Source organism: Streptococcus mitis, assembly GCF_003944325.1.
Classification (GTDB): domain Bacteria; phylum Bacillota; class Bacilli; order Lactobacillales; family Streptococcaceae; genus Streptococcus; species Streptococcus mitis_CW.
On sequence record NZ_RJPX01000025.1, the window covers coordinates 1 to 17,822 of the forward strand.

General features: G+C 38.0%; 20 protein-coding genes and 1 pseudogene. 16 read left to right on the forward strand and 5 right to left on the reverse strand.

Going from position 1 to position 17,822, the window contains the following annotated elements:
* The 9 genes and pseudogenes from D8787_RS07685 to lacD all read left to right on the forward strand — a co-directional run.
* Positions 1 to 181 (forward strand): annotated as a pseudogene (locus D8787_RS07685) (group II intron reverse transcriptase/maturase); the annotation flags it as partial.
* Positions 182 to 527: 346 nt separating this feature from the next.
* The gene (locus D8787_RS07695) at positions 528 to 1,004 is read left to right on the forward strand and encodes a PTS sugar transporter subunit IIA (RefSeq protein ID WP_185776778.1); all 477 of its coding nucleotides are present in this window, start codon (positions 528 to 530) and stop codon (positions 1,002 to 1,004) included.
* Between the two features lie 38 nt (positions 1,005 to 1,042).
* Positions 1,043 to 1,348: a PTS sugar transporter subunit IIB gene (locus D8787_RS07700; RefSeq protein WP_000590547.1), complete on the forward strand. Its 306-nt coding sequence runs from the start codon at positions 1,043 to 1,045 to the stop codon at positions 1,346 to 1,348.
* 44 nt (positions 1,349 to 1,392) lie between these two features.
* Positions 1,393 to 2,868, forward strand: a complete 1,476-nt coding sequence (locus D8787_RS07705) for a PTS galactitol transporter subunit IIC (protein WP_125422484.1) — start codon at positions 1,393 to 1,395, stop codon at positions 2,866 to 2,868.
* 251 nt (positions 2,869 to 3,119) lie between these two features.
* On the forward strand, positions 3,120 to 4,016 hold the full coding sequence (locus D8787_RS07710; protein WP_125422487.1) for an aldose 1-epimerase family protein: 897 nt from the start codon (positions 3,120 to 3,122) through the stop codon (positions 4,014 to 4,016).
* A gap of 283 nt (positions 4,017 to 4,299) precedes the next feature.
* Positions 4,300 to 4,725: a galactose-6-phosphate isomerase subunit LacA gene (lacA, locus tag D8787_RS07715; protein WP_000029277.1), complete on the forward strand. Its 426-nt coding sequence runs from the start codon at positions 4,300 to 4,302 to the stop codon at positions 4,723 to 4,725.
* A 30-nt stretch (positions 4,726 to 4,755) separates the two neighbouring features.
* A complete protein-coding gene (gene lacB, locus D8787_RS07720) occupies positions 4,756 to 5,271 on the forward strand; it encodes a galactose-6-phosphate isomerase subunit LacB (RefSeq protein ID WP_033681832.1) in 516 nt (171 codons plus the stop codon).
* A 10-nt stretch (positions 5,272 to 5,281) separates the two neighbouring features.
* A complete protein-coding gene (locus tag D8787_RS07725) occupies positions 5,282 to 6,211 on the forward strand; it encodes a tagatose-6-phosphate kinase (protein ID WP_125422490.1) in 930 nt (309 codons plus the stop codon).
* A gap of 1 nt (position 6,212) precedes the next feature.
* Entirely contained in the window at positions 6,213 to 7,193 is a 981-nt protein-coding gene (gene lacD / locus D8787_RS07730; protein WP_001229115.1) for a tagatose-bisphosphate aldolase, read from the forward strand.
* A 127-nt stretch (positions 7,194 to 7,320) separates the two neighbouring features.
* On the opposite strand, the gene lacB (D8787_RS07735) is transcribed toward lacD, so the two are convergent.
* From lacB (D8787_RS07735) to D8787_RS07745, 3 genes are all read right to left on the reverse strand, one after another.
* Positions 7,321 to 7,839 (reverse strand): galactose-6-phosphate isomerase subunit LacB, encoded by a 519-nt coding sequence (gene lacB / locus D8787_RS07735; protein WP_125422493.1) that lies wholly within the window; start codon positions 7,837 to 7,839, stop codon positions 7,321 to 7,323.
* Between the two features lie 11 nt (positions 7,840 to 7,850).
* Positions 7,851 to 8,279, reverse strand: a complete 429-nt coding sequence (gene lacA / locus D8787_RS07740) for a galactose-6-phosphate isomerase subunit LacA (RefSeq protein WP_000864629.1) — start codon at positions 8,277 to 8,279, stop codon at positions 7,851 to 7,853.
* Between the two features lie 152 nt (positions 8,280 to 8,431).
* Positions 8,432 to 8,908: an RrF2 family transcriptional regulator gene (locus D8787_RS07745; protein ID WP_033683554.1), complete on the reverse strand. Its 477-nt coding sequence runs from the start codon at positions 8,906 to 8,908 to the stop codon at positions 8,432 to 8,434.
* Between the two features lie 194 nt (positions 8,909 to 9,102).
* On the opposite strand from D8787_RS07745, the gene D8787_RS07750 reads away from it, so the two are divergent.
* The 7 genes from D8787_RS07750 (at position 9,103) to D8787_RS07780 (ending at position 15,812) form a co-directional block, all read left to right on the forward strand.
* Entirely contained in the window at positions 9,103 to 10,017 is a 915-nt protein-coding gene (locus D8787_RS07750) for a DMT family transporter (RefSeq protein WP_125422496.1), read from the forward strand.
* A gap of 3 nt (positions 10,018 to 10,020) precedes the next feature.
* Positions 10,021 to 10,431: a hypothetical protein gene (locus D8787_RS07755; protein ID WP_125422499.1), complete on the forward strand. Its 411-nt coding sequence runs from the start codon at positions 10,021 to 10,023 to the stop codon at positions 10,429 to 10,431.
* 209 nt (positions 10,432 to 10,640) lie between these two features.
* Positions 10,641 to 11,477: a PRD domain-containing protein gene (locus D8787_RS07760; RefSeq protein ID WP_125422502.1), complete on the forward strand. Its 837-nt coding sequence runs from the start codon at positions 10,641 to 10,643 to the stop codon at positions 11,475 to 11,477.
* Between the two features lie 34 nt (positions 11,478 to 11,511).
* Entirely contained in the window at positions 11,512 to 11,829 is a 318-nt protein-coding gene (locus D8787_RS07765; protein ID WP_001078323.1) for a PTS lactose/cellobiose transporter subunit IIA, read from the forward strand.
* Positions 11,829 to 13,520, forward strand: a complete 1,692-nt coding sequence (locus tag D8787_RS07770) for a lactose-specific PTS transporter subunit EIIC (protein WP_125422505.1) — start codon at positions 11,829 to 11,831, stop codon at positions 13,518 to 13,520. The genes D8787_RS07765 and D8787_RS07770 overlap by 1 nt, the downstream gene beginning before the upstream one ends.
* 586 nt (positions 13,521 to 14,106) lie before the next feature.
* Positions 14,107 to 15,513, forward strand: a complete 1,407-nt coding sequence (lacG, locus tag D8787_RS07775) for a 6-phospho-beta-galactosidase (protein ID WP_125422508.1) — start codon at positions 14,107 to 14,109, stop codon at positions 15,511 to 15,513.
* A gap of 41 nt (positions 15,514 to 15,554) precedes the next feature.
* Positions 15,555 to 15,812, forward strand: coding sequence for a DUF3884 family protein (locus D8787_RS07780; protein WP_000471578.1), 258 nt, complete (start codon positions 15,555 to 15,557; stop codon positions 15,810 to 15,812).
* A gap of 104 nt (positions 15,813 to 15,916) precedes the next feature.
* Here D8787_RS07780 and D8787_RS07785 read toward each other — a convergent pair whose 3' ends face one another.
* Together D8787_RS07785 and nrdF are read right to left on the reverse strand one after the other, a co-directional pair.
* A complete protein-coding gene (locus D8787_RS07785) occupies positions 15,917 to 16,684 on the reverse strand; it encodes a DeoR/GlpR family DNA-binding transcription regulator (protein WP_000917573.1) in 768 nt (255 codons plus the stop codon).
* A gap of 142 nt (positions 16,685 to 16,826) precedes the next feature.
* Positions 16,827 to 17,789, reverse strand: coding sequence for a class 1b ribonucleoside-diphosphate reductase subunit beta (gene nrdF, locus D8787_RS07790; RefSeq protein ID WP_033683563.1), 963 nt, complete (start codon positions 17,787 to 17,789; stop codon positions 16,827 to 16,829).
* Positions 17,790 to 17,822: the final 33 nt, after the last annotated feature.

A 17,822-nucleotide genomic window follows, 5' to 3' on the forward strand; every position in this document is an offset into this window, starting at 1 on the left:
GCTTAAGTTAGGAGTTCCTAAATGGATAGCAGATAAGGTATCTGGCTGGGGTGACCACTATCAATTAGTAGCTCAGAAGTCGGTACTTAAACGTGCTATATCAAAACCAGTCCTTGAGAAACGTGGACTGGTTTCGTGTTTGGATTATTACCTTGAACGACATGCGTTAAAAGTTAGTTGAACCGCCGTATGCCGAACGGCACGTACGGTGGTGTGAGAGGGGCTAGAGATTATCCCCTACTCGATTTTTAATACTCTTCGAAAATCAAATTCAAACCACGTCAACGTCGCCTTGCCGTACTCAAGTACAGCCTGCAGCTAGTTTCCTAGTTTGCTCTTTGATTTTCATTGAGTATTAAAACAAAAAATGTTTGCTGTGTTTGTTTTTGTGTTTGTTTTAATAAGTCGAACTATAAAAACAACAAAAATATAAAAAAAGAGACAAAAAAGAACAGAAAATCATTGACAACGATTTCATATAGTGTTATACTTATAGCATAAAGTTAATGGAAAGAAGGGAAAACCTTATGGGATTAGATCATTTCTTTGACAAAAACCTTGTGTTTTGCTTAGAAGCGGATAATCAAGAACATCTCTTTGATCAGGTTGCAACTTTATTGGAAGAACGAGAAATCGTAACTCCAACTTATCGTGAAGCCTTGATCACGCGTGAAAAGTCATTTCCAACTGGCTTAGATATGGAATTTTTGGGTAAGGATTTGCCGAATGTGGCTATTCCTCATACAGATACGATTCATAATCTTGCCGAAAAAGTTGTGGTCGTTCGATTAGAAAAACCAGTGACTTTCCACAATATGATTGCGCCAGATAAGGAAGTAGAAGTATCCTTGCTCTTCTTTATCATTAATAACTCAAGTTCAAGTCAAACTAACATTCTTGCTCAGTTGATGGACTTCTTTACAGGAAATGGCCATTTGGAAGATTTGGCTAAAATTTCTAAACCAGAAGCTCTCTATACTTATATCTCTGAAGCAACCGCTTAATCTTGTCTATTAAAAATATTAAATCGGAGGAAATCCATATGATTAAAATTCTAGCTGCCTGCGGTGCAGGTGTTAACTCAAGCCACCAAATTAAAAGTGCTCTTGAAGAAGAACTTTCAAATCGTGGTTTTGATGTTCACTGTGATGCGGTAATGGTCAAAGACGTTAACGAAGACCTTATCAAAGGTTATGACATCTTCACACCAATTGCTGCAACAGACCTTGGTTTTGACCCAGGTATCCCAGTTATTGAAGCTGGACCAATCTTATTCCGTATCCCAGCTATGAGTGCTCCAGTATTTGACAATATTGAAGCAGCTATTAAAGAACACGGATTAAGCTAATTTTAATTTGTTAACATTCATAAATAACAAAGGGAGGAACTGTTATGGATGCAATCTTTGGCCTAATCAAAGAATTTTTCACACCTATCTTAGATATGGGTGGACCTGTCATCATGTTAATCATTTTGACAGTATTGGCTTTACTTTTTGGAGTGAAATTCTCCAAAGCGCTTGAAGGTGGTATCAAACTTGCCATCGCTCTTACAGGTATCGGTGCCATCATCGGTATGCTAAATGGTGCTTTCTCAGCATCACTTGCAAAATTCGTTGAAAACACAGGTATCCAATTGAGTATCACTGACGTTGGTTGGGCACCACTTGCAACAATCACTTGGGGATCTGCTTGGACACTTTACTTCTTGCTCATCATGTTGATTGTCAACGTAGTGATGCTTGCTATGAAGAAAACTGATACACTTGATGTTGATATCTTCGATATCTGGCACTTGTCTATCACAGGTCTTTTGATTAAATGGTATGCAGATAACAACGGTGTGAGCCAAGGGGTTTCACTCTTGATTGCTACAGCAGCTATCATCCTTGTTGGTGTGTTGAAAATTATCAACTCTGACTTGATGAAACCTACATTTGATGACCTTCTTAACGCACCAAGTTCATCACCAATGACATCAACTCACATGAACTATATGATGAACCCAGTTATCATGGTTTTGGATAAGATTTTTGAAAAATTCTTCCCAGGTCTTGATAAATATGACTTTGACGCTGCTAAATTGAACAAGAAAATCGGTTTCTGGGGTTCTAAATTCTTCATCGGTTTTATCCTTGGTATCGTTATCGGTATTATGGGAACTCCACATCCAATTGAAGGTGTTGCAGATGCAGATAAATGGCGTCTTGTTATCAAAGGATGGTTGTCTCTTGGTTTGACAGCTGGTGTATCTTTGGAACTCTTCTCACTTATCGGTTCATGGTTCATCGCTGCAGTAGAACCACTTTCACAAGGTATTACAAACGTTGCTACTAAACGTCTTCAAGGACGTAAATTTAACATCGGTCTTGACTGGCCATTCATCGCTGGTCGTGCTGAAATCTGGGCTTGTGCCAACGTACTTGCACCAATCATGTTGATTGAAGCTGTGCTTCTTTCAAAAGTTGGAAATGGTATCTTGCCACTTGCAGGTATCATCGCTATGGGTGTTACTCCAGCTCTCTTGGTTGTAACTCGTGGTAAATTGCTCCGTATGATTATCTTCGGAACTCTATTGTTGCCACTCTTCCTTCTTTCAGGTACACTTATTGCACCATTTGCAACAGAACTTGCTAAAGGTGTAGGTGCCTTCCCAGCAGGTGTGAGCCAAACTCAATTGATTACTCACTCAACTCTTGAAGGACCAATCGAAAAACTTCTTGGTTGGACAATTGGTAACACTACAACTGGTGATATCAAAGCAATCCTTGGTGCAGTAGTCTTCCTTGTATTCTATATCGGTATCTTTGCTTGGTACAGAAAACAAATGATCAAACGTAACGAAGAGTACGCAGCAAAAGCAAAATAATGCGCTCCTATAAAATGTAAGCTCAATGAAAATCAAAGAGCAAACTAGAAAGCGAGTCGCAGGTTGCTCAAAACACAGTTTTGAGGTTGTAGATAAGACTGACGAAGTCAGTGATCATATCTACGGCAAGGCGACGCTGACGAAGTTTGAATTGGATTTTCGCAGAGTGTAAATTGTTGAAACTAGGTTGTCATACCTTCTATGAGTGACAACCTAGTTTTTTATAAACTATCAAGAAATCGGAGAAAATAATGGTAATTGAATTAAAATCAGAACAATTAAGAGTTCAATTTAACAGTTTTGGTGGGGCCCTTTCTTCTATAAAAGATGCTGAGGGACTTGAGTATTTGTGGCAAGGGGATGCCACTTATTGGAGTGGACAAGCTCCTGTTCTCTTCCCTATTTGTGGTTCTTTGAGAGAGGATACAGTCCTCTATATAGATGAGAAGGGGCAAGAAAGCAAAGGAAAGATTCCACGTCATGGTTTGGTTCGTAAGAAAGAATTTGAATTAGTTGAACAGACAGACAAGAGTGTAACTTTTGCAATTGAGGACGATGAGAATAGCTATCAAAACTATCCTTATCATTTTCGCCTAGAGATTACTTATATCCTTACTGGCAAGACAGTACGAACTCAATATAAGATTTTCAATAAAGAAACTAGCAAGGCCCTGCCTTACTTTATTGGTGGACATCCAGGATTTAATTGTCCTCTACTGGATGATGAAGTCTATGAAGATTACTATTTAGAGTTTGAGAAAGAAGAGACTTGCTCTGTTCCACGTCCTTTCCCAGAAACGGGTATGCTGGATTTTCAAGATAGAAGTCCATGGTTAGAGGGACAAAAAGAAATAGATCTTAGTTATGATCTTTTCAGCACAGATGCAGTTACCTTAGATGAATTGCAATCTAGAACAATTGCGCTTCGTTCTCGTAAACATGATAAGGGATTGAAAGTGCACTTTGCAGAGTTTCCAAATCTCATTATCTGGTCAACTTTGAATAAGGGTCCTTTCATTGCTTTTGAACCATGGTCTGGCTTGTCAACATCCCTTGAAGAAGGAGATCATATCGAAGATAAGAAGAANGTTCGTCTGCTAGAACCTGGTCAAGTGGATCAAATCGGTTTTGATATCGAAATTTTTTAGTTAAAAAACACAAAAACAAACATTAACTGTTGACTTTTTCAGGAAATAGGAGTATATTATGTTTGTAAGCAACAAATGATGTTTGTAACAAACAAACAATCGTTTGTTATATTCTCTTTCGTGGAGAAAGATTATTTCTAGGGAACTGGTTTCCTAAACTTGAATAAGGTGTCATTCATCTCATTCAATCAATTTGTCAATAAACTGCTAGAAAGCTTTTGTAGGTAAACTGCTAACTATAAAAGGTTTTACTAGCCTAGAAAAATAAAAAGGAGTATACAATATGTCTATTGTTATCGGTGCAGATGCTGCAGGTTTGAGATTGAAAGAAGTTGTGAAAGACTTCTTGGAAAAAGAAAACTTCCACGTTGTGGATGTTACAGCTGAAGGTCAAGACTTTGTTGATGTGACTCTTGCTGTTGCTGCAGAAGTAAACAAAGAAGAACAAAACCTTGGTATTGTGATTGATGCCTATGGAGCTGGTCCATTTATGGTCGCAACTAAGATCAAAGGAATGGTTGCTGCAGAAGTATCTGACGAACGTTCAGCTTATATGACTCGTGGACACAACAACTCACGTATGATCACTATGGGTGCACAACTTGTCGGTGATGAATTGGCTAAAAACATTGCTAAAGGATTTGTTAACGGTAAATACGATGGTGGACGTCACCAAATTCGGGTCGATATGTTGAACAAAATGTGCTAATTAGATTACAGTAAGAAAGGTAAATTAAAAATGAGAATTGCAATTGGATGTGACCACATCGTAACAGATGAAAAAATGGCGGTTTCAGAATTTTTGAAATCAAAAGGATATGAAGTCATTGACTTTGGTACCTATGACCACACACGTACTCACTACCCAATCTTTGGTAAAAAAGTTGGTGAAGCTGTAACTAGCGGTCAAGCTGATCTTGGGGTATGTATCTGTGGTACTGGTGTTGGTATCAACAACGCTGTAAATAAAGTCCCAGGTGTCCGTTCTGCCTTGGTTCGTGATATGACAACAGCGCTTTATGCTAAAGAACAATTGAACGCTAACGTTATCGGTTTTGGTGGTAAGATTACTGGTGAATTGCTCATGTGCGATATCATCGAAGCTTTCATCCATGCTGAATACAAACCATCTGAAGAAAACAAGAAATTGATTGCGAAAATTGAACATGTGGAAAGTCACAATGCACATCAAGCTGACGCAAACTTCTTTACAGAATTCCTAGAAAAATGGGATCGTGGAGAATACCACGACTAAGAGGTGACCTATGATTTTAACAGTCACAATGAACCCATCTATTGATATTTCCTATCCCTTGGATGAGTTAAAGATTGATACTGTCAATCGTGTGGTGGATGTAACCAAAACGGCTGGTGGTAAGGGACTCAATGTTACCCGAGTACTTTCAGAATTTGGAGATTCTGTTCTTGCTACTGGTTTAGTGGGTGGCAAACTTGGTGAGTTTTTAGTTGAAAATATCGATGATCAAGTTAAGAAAGATTTCTTCTCTATTCAGGGAGAAACTCGTAACTGTATCGCTATTCTTCACGGAGATAACCAAACAGAAGTTCTTGAAAAAGGTCCTGAAGTATTGGAACAGGAAGGACAAGACTTTTTGGAACATTTCAAAAAACTCTTGGGCTCAGTTGAAGTAGTAGCTATCTCAGGTAGTCTGCCAGCTGGCCTTCCAGTTGATTACTATGCGAGCTTGGTAGAACTTGCTAATCAAGCTGGCAAGCCTGTTGTTTTGGACTGCTCTGGTGCAGCACTTCAGGCGGTTCTTGAATCACCACATAAACCAACAGTCATCAAACCAAATAATGAGGAATTATCTCAGCTTCTTGGAAGAGAAGTTTCTGAGGATTTGGGTGAATTAAAAGAAGTTCTTCAAGAACCTTTGTTTGCAGGTATTGAATGGATTATCGTTTCACTTGGTGCCAACGGTGCTTTTGCCAAACATGGTGACACTTTCTACAAGGTAGATATTCCTAGAATTCAGGTGGTAAATCCTGTTGGATCTGGAGATTCTACTGTAGCAGGAATTTCTTCAGGACTTCTTCACAAAGAATCAGATGCAGAATTACTCATCAAGGCAAATGTCCTTGGTATGCTCAATGCTCAAGAAAAAATGACTGGTCATGTCAACATGGCCAACTATCAAGCTCTATATGATCAATTAATAGTAAAAGAGGTATAAAATGGCTTTAACAGAACAAAAACGTGCACGCTTAGAAAAACTTTCTGACGAAAATGGTATCATCTCAGCTCTTGCATTTGACCAACGTGGTGCTTTGAAACGCCTCATGGCTCAACATCAAACAGAAGAACCAACTGTGGCTCAAATGGAAGAACTTAAAGTCTTGGTAGCAGATGAATTGACTAAATACGCTTCATCTATGCTTCTTGATCCTGAATATGGACTTCCAGCAACTAAAGCTCTTGATGAAAAAGCTGGTCTTCTCCTTGCTTATGAAAAAACAGGTTATGACACAACAAGCACAAAACGCTTGCCAGACTGCTTGGATGTTTGGTCTGCAAAACGTATTAAAGAAGAAGGTGCAGATGCAGTTAAATTCTTGCTTTACTACGATGTAGATAGTTCAGACGAACTCAACCAAGAAAAACAAGCTTATATCGAGCGTATCGGTTCTGAGTGTGTGGCTGAAGATATCCCATTCTTCCTTGAAATCCTTGCTTACGATGAAAAAATTGCTGACGCTGGTTCTGTAGAATATGCGAAAGTAAAACCACACAAAGTTATCGGTGCTATGAAAGTCTTCTCAGACCCACGCTTTAACATTGATGTCTTGAAAGTAGAAGTTCCTGTTAACATTAAATATGTTGAAGGTTTCGCTGAAGGTGAAGTAGTTTATACACGTGAAGAAGCAGCAGCCTTCTTCAAAGCACAAGATGAAGCAACTAACTTGCCATATATCTACTTGAGTGCTGGTGTATCAGCTAAACTCTTCCAAGATACTCTTGTATTTGCTCACGAATCAGGTGCAAACTTTAACGGAGTTCTTTGTGGTCGTGCTACATGGGCTGGATCAGTTGAAGCATACATCAAAGATGGTGAAGAAGCAGCTCGCGAATGGCTTCGCACAACTGGATTTGAAAACATTGACGAACTCAACAAAGTTCTTCAAACAACAGCAACTTCATGGAAAGAACGCGTGTAGCACTCAGATTGCGAAAAAAACTTCAGTCTAGGGATAGAAATATCTCTAGACTTTTTTTGATGAAATAAAAACAACCTTGAGTTAGTTATCCTCAAGGTTAGATAAAATATATCAGAGGGAATGCAAGTTAATCGTGATATTCTCCACGATTCCACTTGGCATTCTCTTCATCGAAGATATGATCATTGGTAGCTACATCTGGGCTCACTTCAGATAGTTTATCAATTTTCGCAATCAATTCCTCTTTTTCAGGACTTGGTTTGTACTTGGTATTGATAAATTCATCTACAATGTTGTTAATGAAATTGATACCTAGGATAGCACCACCGAAAGCAACAATATTAGCATTGAGATTTTCACGAGCGGAACGAGCAGTCGCAACATCTCCGACAAGTACAACTCGAGTTTCAGGAACTTTATCAGCAGATACAGCAATTCCAACACCTGTACCGCAAAGGGCGACTCCAAAGTCAGCCCGTCCATTGACGACCTCCTCTGCAATTAAGCGACCATAAATCGGATAGTGAGTACGGACGAAATCATAAGTACCAACATCAATGATTTCATGACCTTGTTCTTTTAGGTGTTTTGAAATCTTCATCTTCACATCTGTTACAATGTGATCACAACCGAGAGCAATTTTCATGGGAATACCTCCTAGCAGAGCTTGTTCAGCATATCAATGCGAACTTGGTGACGGCCAGCATCATAGTTGTGCTCAAGAAAGGCTTTGACTATTTCAACTGCTAAAATATCACCTGTAATTCCAGAACCAATTGTAATGATTGGAGTAGAATTGTGTCGAATAGTCATCATGGCAGAGTGTTCATCGGAAACAGCGGCGCAGATAATACCTTTAAACTTATTAGCAGGCATAAAAGAATGTCCAAACTTGTCAAAAAGAATAGCACGAGCTTGCTTATATTTTCTAAACTCTGTAATAGCATTGACAGTAGAATCAACGAAATCCGCAGAACCTTGTGTAGAGTTGAGGTCAATTACTTCATAACCAGAATGAAGCAGATAGTGTTTGACGGTTTCTTTCAGTTGGAAACCATCTTGGTCAGTAGCTAAAATAACTTTCATAAGAACCTTCTTTCTTTAGCTATCCAAAAGCATGCAATGAAATATCATTGTTGACGATATAGAAGATATATTATATCTTCAAATATAGTATAGTCCTTGTAAAATTATTTGTCAAGGATTTATAAAAACTAGCTGAAGAATTTTTTCTCCAGCTAGTTTTGGCATTTATTGATCCAATTTCTGATATCGGTTAAATCATAGTTAATCTCAGATTGATGGGCTACCTGGCTGAGTGTAATAGAAGTCAGGGTTGCAACTAAAGTGTTTTCAATAATATCAAGAGAGTTGGTTACGACGCATCTTTTAGCCTTTTTACTTTCCTTGTTGCCTAAGAATTTTTTTAGAAGATTTTGACTTTCAAAGATTCGATTTTTTCCTTCTATAGCTACAAATACATCGTAAAAGGTGATTTGACTGAGTGGTTTAGAAAGAGCAACGCCTCCATTTTTCCCTCTAACGGATTTAACCAATCCTTCGTTGTCTAATAGTTTTATAATTTTTTTCAAATAAGAATCTGAAACTTCTAGCCGTTCACTCAAGGAAATTGTATTGATATACTTTCCTTCAGGGAGCTGATCTAACATGAGTAAGACATAGACTGACTGTTCCCAACCTGATGACAATCGCATGTTTGTACCTCCATATAAAAAGATAATCATTATCCACAATTACCAGTATAGCCTTTTTTTGTTTTTTTCTCAATACATAGGAGTTTAAAAAAATAATCTTGGAACTTTTTGATAAATCTCTTGACATTCATTTTTAAAAGAGTAGAATAAAAGACAAAAAATATCATCAATATCTTTTGAAAGAAGGGTGAAAAATGAAACGAGGTTCAAATTTTATTTTTTTGATTTCTATATTACTGACCACACTTTTTATGGGGTCGTCTTTTCCAACTGGGAAATATCTTATAGTAGTTGAAAAGACTCCTCCATTATTACTTGGGGGTGTTCGATTTATTATTGCTGGGTTAGTGATGTTGGTATTATCATTTTTATTTGGCAAGGGAGGGACTATCATCCCTAAAAGTCAAGGTAGCAAGATAAAGGGGTTTATATTGGTTGTGACTATCGGGCTCTTACAGACAGCTGGAACCATGGGATTTCTTAATCTTGCCCTAGCTCATGATGTGTCATCATCGATGTCTTCTATTATCTTATTTACGAATCCTCTTTGGTTAGCTTTCTTAGCGCATTTTTTGTTAAAGGATACATTGACTATTCAGAAGATAAGTGCCTTAGTATTAGGTGTGGCTGGAGTTGTTACTTGTATTGGACTAGATGTATCTGCGTTTAGTTTAGGTGCTTTGTTTGCTTTACTTGGTTCATTTTGTTGGTCGGTCAATACAGTTGTCACCAAGAAAATTCCTTTTGATAATGGTCCATGGATATTTACAGCTTGGCAATTGTTATTAGGTGGGGTATTCCTTTACTTATTCTCAATACCTGTGCATGAAAGTTATAACTTTCTAAATTTAGGATTTTGGGGCTGGGTTTGGTTTATATGGTTAATTATTCCTGCGTCTGTTGGTTCGTTTGGACTGTGGTTTTATAGTCTAGGACAAAGGGGAGCAACAGTAGCCAGCAGTTTCTTGTTTTTAGTTCCAGTATTTTCAACTATCTTTTCTATTATGGGCTTACATGAGCCGTTTACATTGAATTTGGTTCTTGGGGGTTCGATGGTTGTATTAGCATTGGTATTAGTAAACTGGAAAGTCAAGGGAGAAGAGGAGTAGTCTATGGAAGTTGGAAATGATATTGTTATTCAAAATGGAACACAATGGAGTTTTGGTAATGGTGTAGCTCAACATTTTGATGAGCATGTTAGACAATCCATTCCTTTATATGATGAAGGACATGACCTTGTTTGTCATCTAAGCGATTTTTTTATTCGTGACCATTCCTTATGTTATGAGCTAGGCTCCGCAACGGGTAACCTGATTGGTAAATTATACCAGCGTCACAAGTTTAAAAAAGAAGTTCGTTTTATCGGGATAGAAGAGATTCCAGAAATGAATCAGGTGGCACAATCGAAATTTTCTGAGCTTGAATTTATAACAAGCTCCGTGGAGGAAGCCAGGTTAGAACCCAGCGATTTAATTATTAGCTATTATTTCCTTCAGTTTATTCTTCTAGACAAGAGACGATAAAAACATGCGGAAAAAAATAAAAAAGTTCTTCGTAAGGGTTTACAAATTATCAGCATTATGATAGAATATAGTCACAAGTTAATACAAGGTGAGTGTTACTAAGTAATATTAGGCATGATCACAGGTGAATTAGAAATCGGATGATTTTCTAGTTCATTTGTGGTCATTTTTTGTACTCATATACCTTTAAGATTTAAAAGGAGGTTGACATGTATCGAATTCTAAATCCAATAAATCACAATGTTTCGCTTGTCAGGAATGATAAAGGAGAAGAAGTGATTGTAATTGGTAAGGGGATTGCATTTGGAAAGAGGAAGGGAGATTTGATTGCTGAACATCAGGTTGAGAAAATCTTTCGGATGAAGACCGAAGAGTCCAGAGAAAACTTTATGGCTCTTCTCAAAGATGTTCCGCTAGATTTTATCACAGTGACTTATGAGATCATTGATAAGCTTTCAAAGAAATATCATTATCCGATTCAAGAATATCTCTACGTAACCTTGACAGACCATATTTACTGTTCTTATCAAGCTCTAGCACAAGGAAGGTACAAGGATAGTAATTTGCCAGATATTTCTGTCAAGTATCCTGTCGCTTTTCAAATCGCAAACGAAGCTTTCGAAATTTACCGCCAGAAGCTAGCAGATCATTTTCCTGAGGACGAAATTATTCGGATTGCTTATCATTTCATCAATGCTGAGGGTGAGAATGAAGTCCAAATGGTTGAATCGATTGATAAGAGGAAAGAAATTCTCAGGAATGTTGAGGAAGTGCTAAAGGGTTATGCAATTCAACGAACCAAAGAGAATAATCATTTCTATGATCGCTTTATGATTCATCTGAATTATTTCTTGGATTATTTGGATAGATCTAGAGATGATAACCAATCTCTTCTTGATATGGAAGATCATATTAAACAATCCTATCCAAAAGCGTTCGAGATTGGTTCCAAGATCTATGATGTGATTACGCAACATACGGGTCTTGATTTGTATAAAAGTGAACGAGTTTATCTAGTTCTACATATCCAACGTTTATTGTCATAAAAATTTATTTAAACTATATAAGGAGAATTCTATCATGAATAGAGAAGAAGTAACATTGTTAGGTTTTGAAATCGTAGCCTATGCTGGCGATGCTCGTTCAAAACTATTGGAAGCCTTGAAGGCTGCTGAAGCTGGTGATTTTGCAAAAGCGGATAGCTTAGTTGAGGAAGCTGGTTCTTGTATTGCAGAGGCTCACCACGCGCAAACAAGTCTATTGACCAAGGAAGCAGCTGGCGAGGATTTGGCTTATAGTGTAACCATGATGCATGGCCAAGACCACTTGATGACAACTATCTTGTTAAAAGATTTGATGCACCATTTAATTGAACTCTACAAGAGAGGAGTTAAATAATGAATAAACTAATTGCATTTATTGAGAAAGGAAAGCCTTTCTTTGAGAAGCTATCTCGTAATATCTATCTTCGTGCTATTCGTGATGGTTTCATTGCAGGTATGCCTGTTATTCTCTTCTCAAGTATTTTTATCTTGATTGCTTTTGTACCAAACTCATGGGGCTTTAAATGGTCTGATGAAGTTGTAGCCTTTCTGATGAAACCTTACAGCTATTCAATGGGGATTCTAGCTCTCTTGGTAGCTGGTACAACAGCTAAGTCATTGACCGACTCAGTAAACCGTAACATGGAGAAAACCAATCAAATCAACTATATGTCAACACTGTTGGCAGCAATTGTTGGTTTGTTGATGTTGGCAGCTGATCCTATCGAAAATGGCCTAGCTACTGGATTCTTGGGGACAAAAGGTTTGCTTTCAGCCTTCCTTGCTGCCTTTGTTACCGTAGCCATCTATAAGGTTTGTGTTAAGAACAACGTCACTATTCGTATGCCTGACGAAGTTCCACCAAATATCTCACAAGTCTTTAAAGATGTGATTCCATTCACTCTCTCAGTTGTTTCACTTTATGCTCTTGATTTACTAGCTCGTCATTTTGTTGGTGCAAGCGTAGCTGAATCAATCGGTAAATTCTTTGCTCCATTATTCTCTGCAGCAGACGGATACCTTGGTATTACCATTATCTTTGGTGCCTTTGCCTTCTTCTGGTTTGTTGGGATTCACGGTCCATCTATCGTTGAACCAGCAATCGCAGCTATTACCTATGCAAATGCCGAAGTCAACTTGAACCTTCTCCAACAAGGTATGCACGCTGACAAGATTCTTACTTCTGGTACACAAATGTTTATCGTTACCATGGGTGGTACAGGTGCGACACTGGTTGTTCCATTTATGTTCATGTGGTTGACCAAATCAAAACGTAACCGTGCAATCGGACGTGCTTCAGTAGTTCCAACATTCTTTGGTGTAAATGAACCAATCTTGTTTGGTGCACCACTTGTATTGAACCCAATCTTCTTCATTCCATTTATCTTTGCTCCAATCGCAAACGTTTGGATCTTTAAATTCTTTATTGAAACTCTTGGAATGAACTCATTTACTGCTAATCTACCATGGACAACTCCAGCTCCACTAGGTCTAGTTCTTGGTACGAACTTCCAAGTTCTATCATTCATTCTTGCTGCTCTTCTAATCGTGGTTGACGTAGTCATTTACTATCCATTCCTTAAGGTCTATGATGAACAAATTCTTGAAGAAGAACGTTCAGGTAAATCTAATGATGAATTGAAAGAAAAAGTTGCTGCGAACTTCAACACTGCAAAAGCAGATGCTATTCTTGAAAAAGCTGGTGTAGAAGCAGCACAAAATACAGTCACTGAAGAAACAAATGTCCTCGTTCTCTGTGCAGGTGGAGGGACAAGTGGTCTCCTTGCGAATGCTTTGAACAAGGCAGCAGCAGAATACAATGTCCCTGTGAAAGCAGCAGCAGGTGGCTATGGTGCTCACCGTGAAATGTTGCCAGAGTTTGATTTGGTTATTCTTGCTCCTCAAGTAGCTTCTAACTTTGAAGATATGAAAGCAGAAACAGATAAACTTGGTATTAAACTTGCCAAGACAGAAGGCGCTCAATACATCAAATTAACTCGTGATGGAAAAGGTGCTCTTGCATTCGTGCAAGCTCAATTCGATTAACGATAGGGACTATAAAACAGTCTCCTATCGTTACGGAAATCGCTATGGCGAATTTCCTAATCGCCTTGTTAATTCGTCGGTAAAAAGATATCGTTTTTACCTCCTCATGTCACAATTCGATTAATAATAGGGACTCTGAAATAGTCTCCTATCGTTACGGAAATCGCTATGGCGAATTTCCTAATCGCCTTGTTAATTCGTCGGTAAAAAGATATCGTTTTTACCTCCTCATGTCACAATTCGATTAATAATAGGGACTCTGAAATAGTCTCCTATCGTTACGGAAATCGCTATGGCGAATTTCCTAATCGCCTTATTAATTCGTCGGTAAAAAGATATCGTTTTTACCTCCTCATGTCACAATTCGATTAATAATAGGGACTGTGAAACAGTTTCCTCTCGTTACGGAAATCGCTATGGCGAATTTCCTAATCGCCTTGTTAATTCGTCGGTAAAAAGATATCGTTTTTACCTTCTCATGTCACAATTCGGTGACTTGGTACAAGAAGTGAGATGGAGAAGGATGGCTCACTGACTCCTCTCCTCTCACTTTTACTTTATTTTAAATCAAGAAATAGGTGAAAAAATGACAAAAACACTTCCAAAAGACTTTATTTTCGGTGGCGCTACAGCTGCTTACCAAGCTGAAGGTGCTACACATACTGATGGAAAAGGACCAGTTGCGTGGGATAAATATCTTGAAGATAACTATTGGTACACTGCCGAACCAGCCAGTGATTTTTACAATCGATACCCAGTCGACCTCAAGTTGGCAGAAGAGTATGGTGTCAATGGCATTCGAATTTCTATTGCCTGGTCACGTATTTTCCCTACTGGTTACGGTCAAGTAAATGCTAAAGGTGTTGAGTTTTATCATAATCTATTTGCAGAGTGTCACAAACGTCACGTTGAGCCCTTTGTAACTCTTCATCACTTTGACACGCCAGAAGCTCTCCACTCAAATGGCGACTTCTTAAACCGTGAAAATATCGAACACTTTGTAGATTACGCTGCCTTCTGTTTTGAAGAATTTCCAGAAGTAAACTATTGGACAACCTTTAATGAAATTGGACCAATCGGTGATGGTCAATATTTGGTTGGGAAATTCCCTCCAGGTATCCAGTACGACCTTGCCAAAGTCTTTCAATCACACCACAATATGATGGTGTCTCATGCACGCGCGGTAAAATTGTACAAAGAGAAAGGCTATAAAGGGGAAATTGGTGTTGTTCACGCCCTGCCTACTAAATATCCTCTAGATCCTGAAAATCCAGCAGATGTTCGTGCGGCTGAGTTGGAAGATATTATTCACAATAAATTTATCTTGGATGCAACTTATCTAGGTCGCTATTCAGCTGAAACGATGGAAGGTGTTAACCATATCTTATCCGTCAATGGTGGTAGCTTGGATCTTCGTGAAGAAGATTTTACAGCATTAGAAGCTGCAAAAGACTTGAATGATTTTCTAGGCATCAACTACTATATGAGTGACTGGATGGAAGCCTTTGATGGAGAAACTGAAATTATCCATAATGGTAAGGGTGAAAAAGGAAGCTCTAAATACCAAATCAAAGGTGTTGGTCGTCGTGTAGCTCCTGACTATGTACCACGTACGGATTGGGATTGGATTATCTACCCTCAAGGTTTGTATGACCAAATCATGCGCGTGAAGAAAGATTATCCGAACTACAAGAAGATTTACATCACTGAAAATGGTCTTGGATATAAAGATGAGTTCGTTGATAACACTGTTTACGATGATGGCCGTATTGATTATGTCAAACAACACTTAGAGGTCTTGTCTGATGCTATTGCAGATAGAGCTAATGTAAAAGGTTACTTCATCTGGTCATTAATGGATGTCTTCTCATGGTCAAACGGTTATGAAAAACGTTACGGTCTCTTCTATGTAGACTTTGAAACTCAAGAACGTTATCCTAAAAAATCAGCTCACTGGTACAAGAAAGTAGCGGAAAGTCAGATTATAGACTAGTAGAATTAGTAATTAGATATAGAATTCTAGTGAGGCAAAAGATGTTCAAAGATTTTATCCAATCTATTTATGAAAAAGTTTATATTATAAATTTTGATAAATGTTCTCAAATACCTTGTTTGACTAATGAGGAGCTGAAAAAACTTGGGAAATGGTATGTCTCTACCGGTAAAGAATGGATTTGCCATTCAGACTATGAGCTGGAAGAATTTAAAAATATCTTTTTAAATTTTATCAGTCCTGAAGAACGGGATAATATCTCCTTTGATTCAGATTTTATGCCGTTTCAACAATCATAAAGAATCTAGGAAACTCTTTGTAAAAATCTTCATCAAAAAATGCGTCATATCAAGATTTTTATTTTCTTGATATGACGCACTTTATATTTTATCAATCCTCAGTTTTATGGTTTAGAAAGAATAATTTTTGTTTGTTTTGAAAGTTGTTCAAACGTTTCTTTGCTCAGTTTAGAATCTGAAACGATGGTATCAATATCAGAGATATTGTAGAAGGTATAAAAATCAAATTTATTGAACTTACTATTGTCAGCTAGTAAGTATTTTTTATTGGAATTGTTGAGGGCGATGCGTTGAGATTCACCTTCCTCTTCACTAAAGGTCGCAATCGCATTGTCCTTAATACCATTACAGCTAACGAAAGCTTTAGAAAATTGAAGATTGGCCAAATTTTGCAAAGTTAGTGTTCCAACAAAGGCTCCAGTAATAGAGCGATAGTTTCCACCAATTAAAATCAAATCTGTTAGTTTTCGTTCGTTTAGGATGAGAAAAACTGGTAAACTGTTTGTTACAACACGAATATTATCGATTGGAAGTTCACGGGCAAAAGATTCCAAGGTTGTCCCTGGGCCGATAAAAATGGTCTCTCCCTCATCAATTAAATGACCTGCAAAACGGCTGATTTCTTGTTTTTCTGCAATCTGCAAGCTTTGTTTTTCAATATTGGAACGTTCATTGTTTAAAATAGAACCTGTGCGAATTTTTTCAGCTCCCCCGTGCACACGAACAAGTAAATCTTTGTCAGCTAACTCTTGCAAGTAGCGTCTAGCAGTCATATCTGATACATCCAAGCGAGTCATGATTTCTTTTACAGTAATAGTTCCTTTTGTATTTACCGTTTCTAGAATATTATCTAGTTTTTCCTGCTTTAACATCCTTATCACCTCTATTTCTATTACTATTTTATCATAAAGTGTTCAATCAATCAATTTAAAAAACAAAAGAAAACAAAAACAAAAATATCATGGTTGTTTTAAACAAGCCATGATATTTGTTATCGCTTCTGAAATAGTTGACTTAGTCCAAACCGTAGTTGTAGTCATCGTCTTGCATGGCTTCAACTTCACCAAGAAGGTAACCATTTCCGACTTGAGAGAAGAAGTCGTGGTTGGAAGTTCCTGTTGAAATACCGTTCATAACGATTGGGTTGACATCATCAGCTGAATCTGGGAAGAGTGGATCTTGTCCTAGATTCATGAGTGCCTTGTTAGCATTGTAGCGAAGGAAGGTTTTGACTTCTTCCGTCCAACCAACACCGTCATAGAGGCTTTCTGTGTAGCCTTCTTCATTTTCATAAAGAGTATAGAGCAGGTCGTACATCCATTCTTTGAGTTTTTCTTGCTCTTCTTCAGGTAATTCATTGAAACCAAGTTGGAATTTGTAACCAATGTAAGTTCCGTGAACAGATTCATCACGAATGATCAGTTTGATGATTTCCGCAACGTTGGCTAGTTTGTTATTACCAAGGTAGTAGAGGGGAGTGAAGAAACCAGAGTAGAAAAGGAAAGTTTCGAGGAAGACACTGGCAACTTTCTTTTCAAGTGGGCTACCGTTTAGATAGATTTCGTTGACAATCTCAGCCTTCTTTTGTAGATAAGGATTGGTATTGGTCCATTCGAAAATTTCTTCAATCTCAGCCTTTGTATTCAAGGTAGAAAAGATAGAAGAGTAAGATTTTGCATGGACAGATTCCATAAATTGGATGTTATTGAAAACAGCTTCTTCATGCGGTGTACGGATATCTGAGCGAAGGGCCTGAACCCCTGTTTCAGATTGCATAGTATCGAGAAGGGTTAAACCACCAAAGACTTTTCCGACCAAGTCTTTCTCCTTGTTTGATAGCTTTCTCCAGTCGTCTAGGTCATTTGACAAGGGAATACGTGTATCGAGCCAGAATTGCTCCGTCAGTTTTTCCCAAGTTGATTTGTCGATGACATCTTCGATGGCATTCCAGTTAATGGCTTTGTAGTAAGTTTCCATTTGAAATCTCTTTCTGTGTTTAGTATTGCGAAC

Excerpts from the sequence above, each read along its gene's own strand:
- lacG (WP_125422508.1), top strand. The coding sequence starts at position 14,107 with ATGACAAAAACACTTCCAAAAGACTTTATTTTCGGTGGCGCTACAGCT.
- nrdF (WP_033683563.1), bottom strand. The coding sequence starts at position 17,789 with ATGGAAACTTACTACAAAGCCATTAACTGGAATGCCATCGAAGATGTC.
- lacD (WP_001229115.1), top strand. The coding sequence starts at position 6,213 with ATGGCTTTAACAGAACAAAAACGTGCACGCTTAGAAAAACTTTCTGAC.
- D8787_RS07760 (WP_125422502.1), top strand. The coding sequence starts at position 10,641 with ATGTATCGAATTCTAAATCCAATAAATCACAATGTTTCGCTTGTCAGG.
- D8787_RS07780 (WP_000471578.1), top strand. The coding sequence starts at position 15,555 with ATGTTCAAAGATTTTATCCAATCTATTTATGAAAAAGTTTATATTATA.
- D8787_RS07695 (WP_185776778.1), top strand. The coding sequence starts at position 528 with ATGGGATTAGATCATTTCTTTGACAAAAACCTTGTGTTTTGCTTAGAA.
- lacA (WP_000864629.1), bottom strand. The coding sequence starts at position 8,279 with ATGAAAGTTATTTTAGCTACTGACCAAGATGGTTTCCAACTGAAAGAA.
- lacA (WP_000029277.1), top strand. The coding sequence starts at position 4,300 with ATGTCTATTGTTATCGGTGCAGATGCTGCAGGTTTGAGATTGAAAGAA.
- D8787_RS07770 (WP_125422505.1), top strand. The coding sequence starts at position 11,829 with ATGAATAAACTAATTGCATTTATTGAGAAAGGAAAGCCTTTCTTTGAG.
- D8787_RS07765 (WP_001078323.1), top strand. The coding sequence starts at position 11,512 with ATGAATAGAGAAGAAGTAACATTGTTAGGTTTTGAAATCGTAGCCTAT.
- D8787_RS07755 (WP_125422499.1), top strand. The coding sequence starts at position 10,021 with ATGGAAGTTGGAAATGATATTGTTATTCAAAATGGAACACAATGGAGT.
- D8787_RS07700 (WP_000590547.1), top strand. The coding sequence starts at position 1,043 with ATGATTAAAATTCTAGCTGCCTGCGGTGCAGGTGTTAACTCAAGCCAC.
- lacB (WP_033681832.1), top strand. The coding sequence starts at position 4,756 with ATGAGAATTGCAATTGGATGTGACCACATCGTAACAGATGAAAAAATG.
- D8787_RS07705 (WP_125422484.1), top strand. The coding sequence starts at position 1,393 with ATGGATGCAATCTTTGGCCTAATCAAAGAATTTTTCACACCTATCTTA.
- lacB (WP_125422493.1), bottom strand. The coding sequence starts at position 7,839 with ATGAAAATTGCTCTCGGTTGTGATCACATTGTAACAGATGTGAAGATG.
- D8787_RS07750 (WP_125422496.1), top strand. The coding sequence starts at position 9,103 with ATGAAACGAGGTTCAAATTTTATTTTTTTGATTTCTATATTACTGACC.
- D8787_RS07745 (WP_033683554.1), bottom strand. The coding sequence starts at position 8,908 with ATGCGATTGTCATCAGGTTGGGAACAGTCAGTCTATGTCTTACTCATG.
- D8787_RS07785 (WP_000917573.1), bottom strand. The coding sequence starts at position 16,684 with ATGTTAAAGCAGGAAAAACTAGATAATATTCTAGAAACGGTAAATACA.
- D8787_RS07725 (WP_125422490.1), top strand. The coding sequence starts at position 5,282 with ATGATTTTAACAGTCACAATGAACCCATCTATTGATATTTCCTATCCC.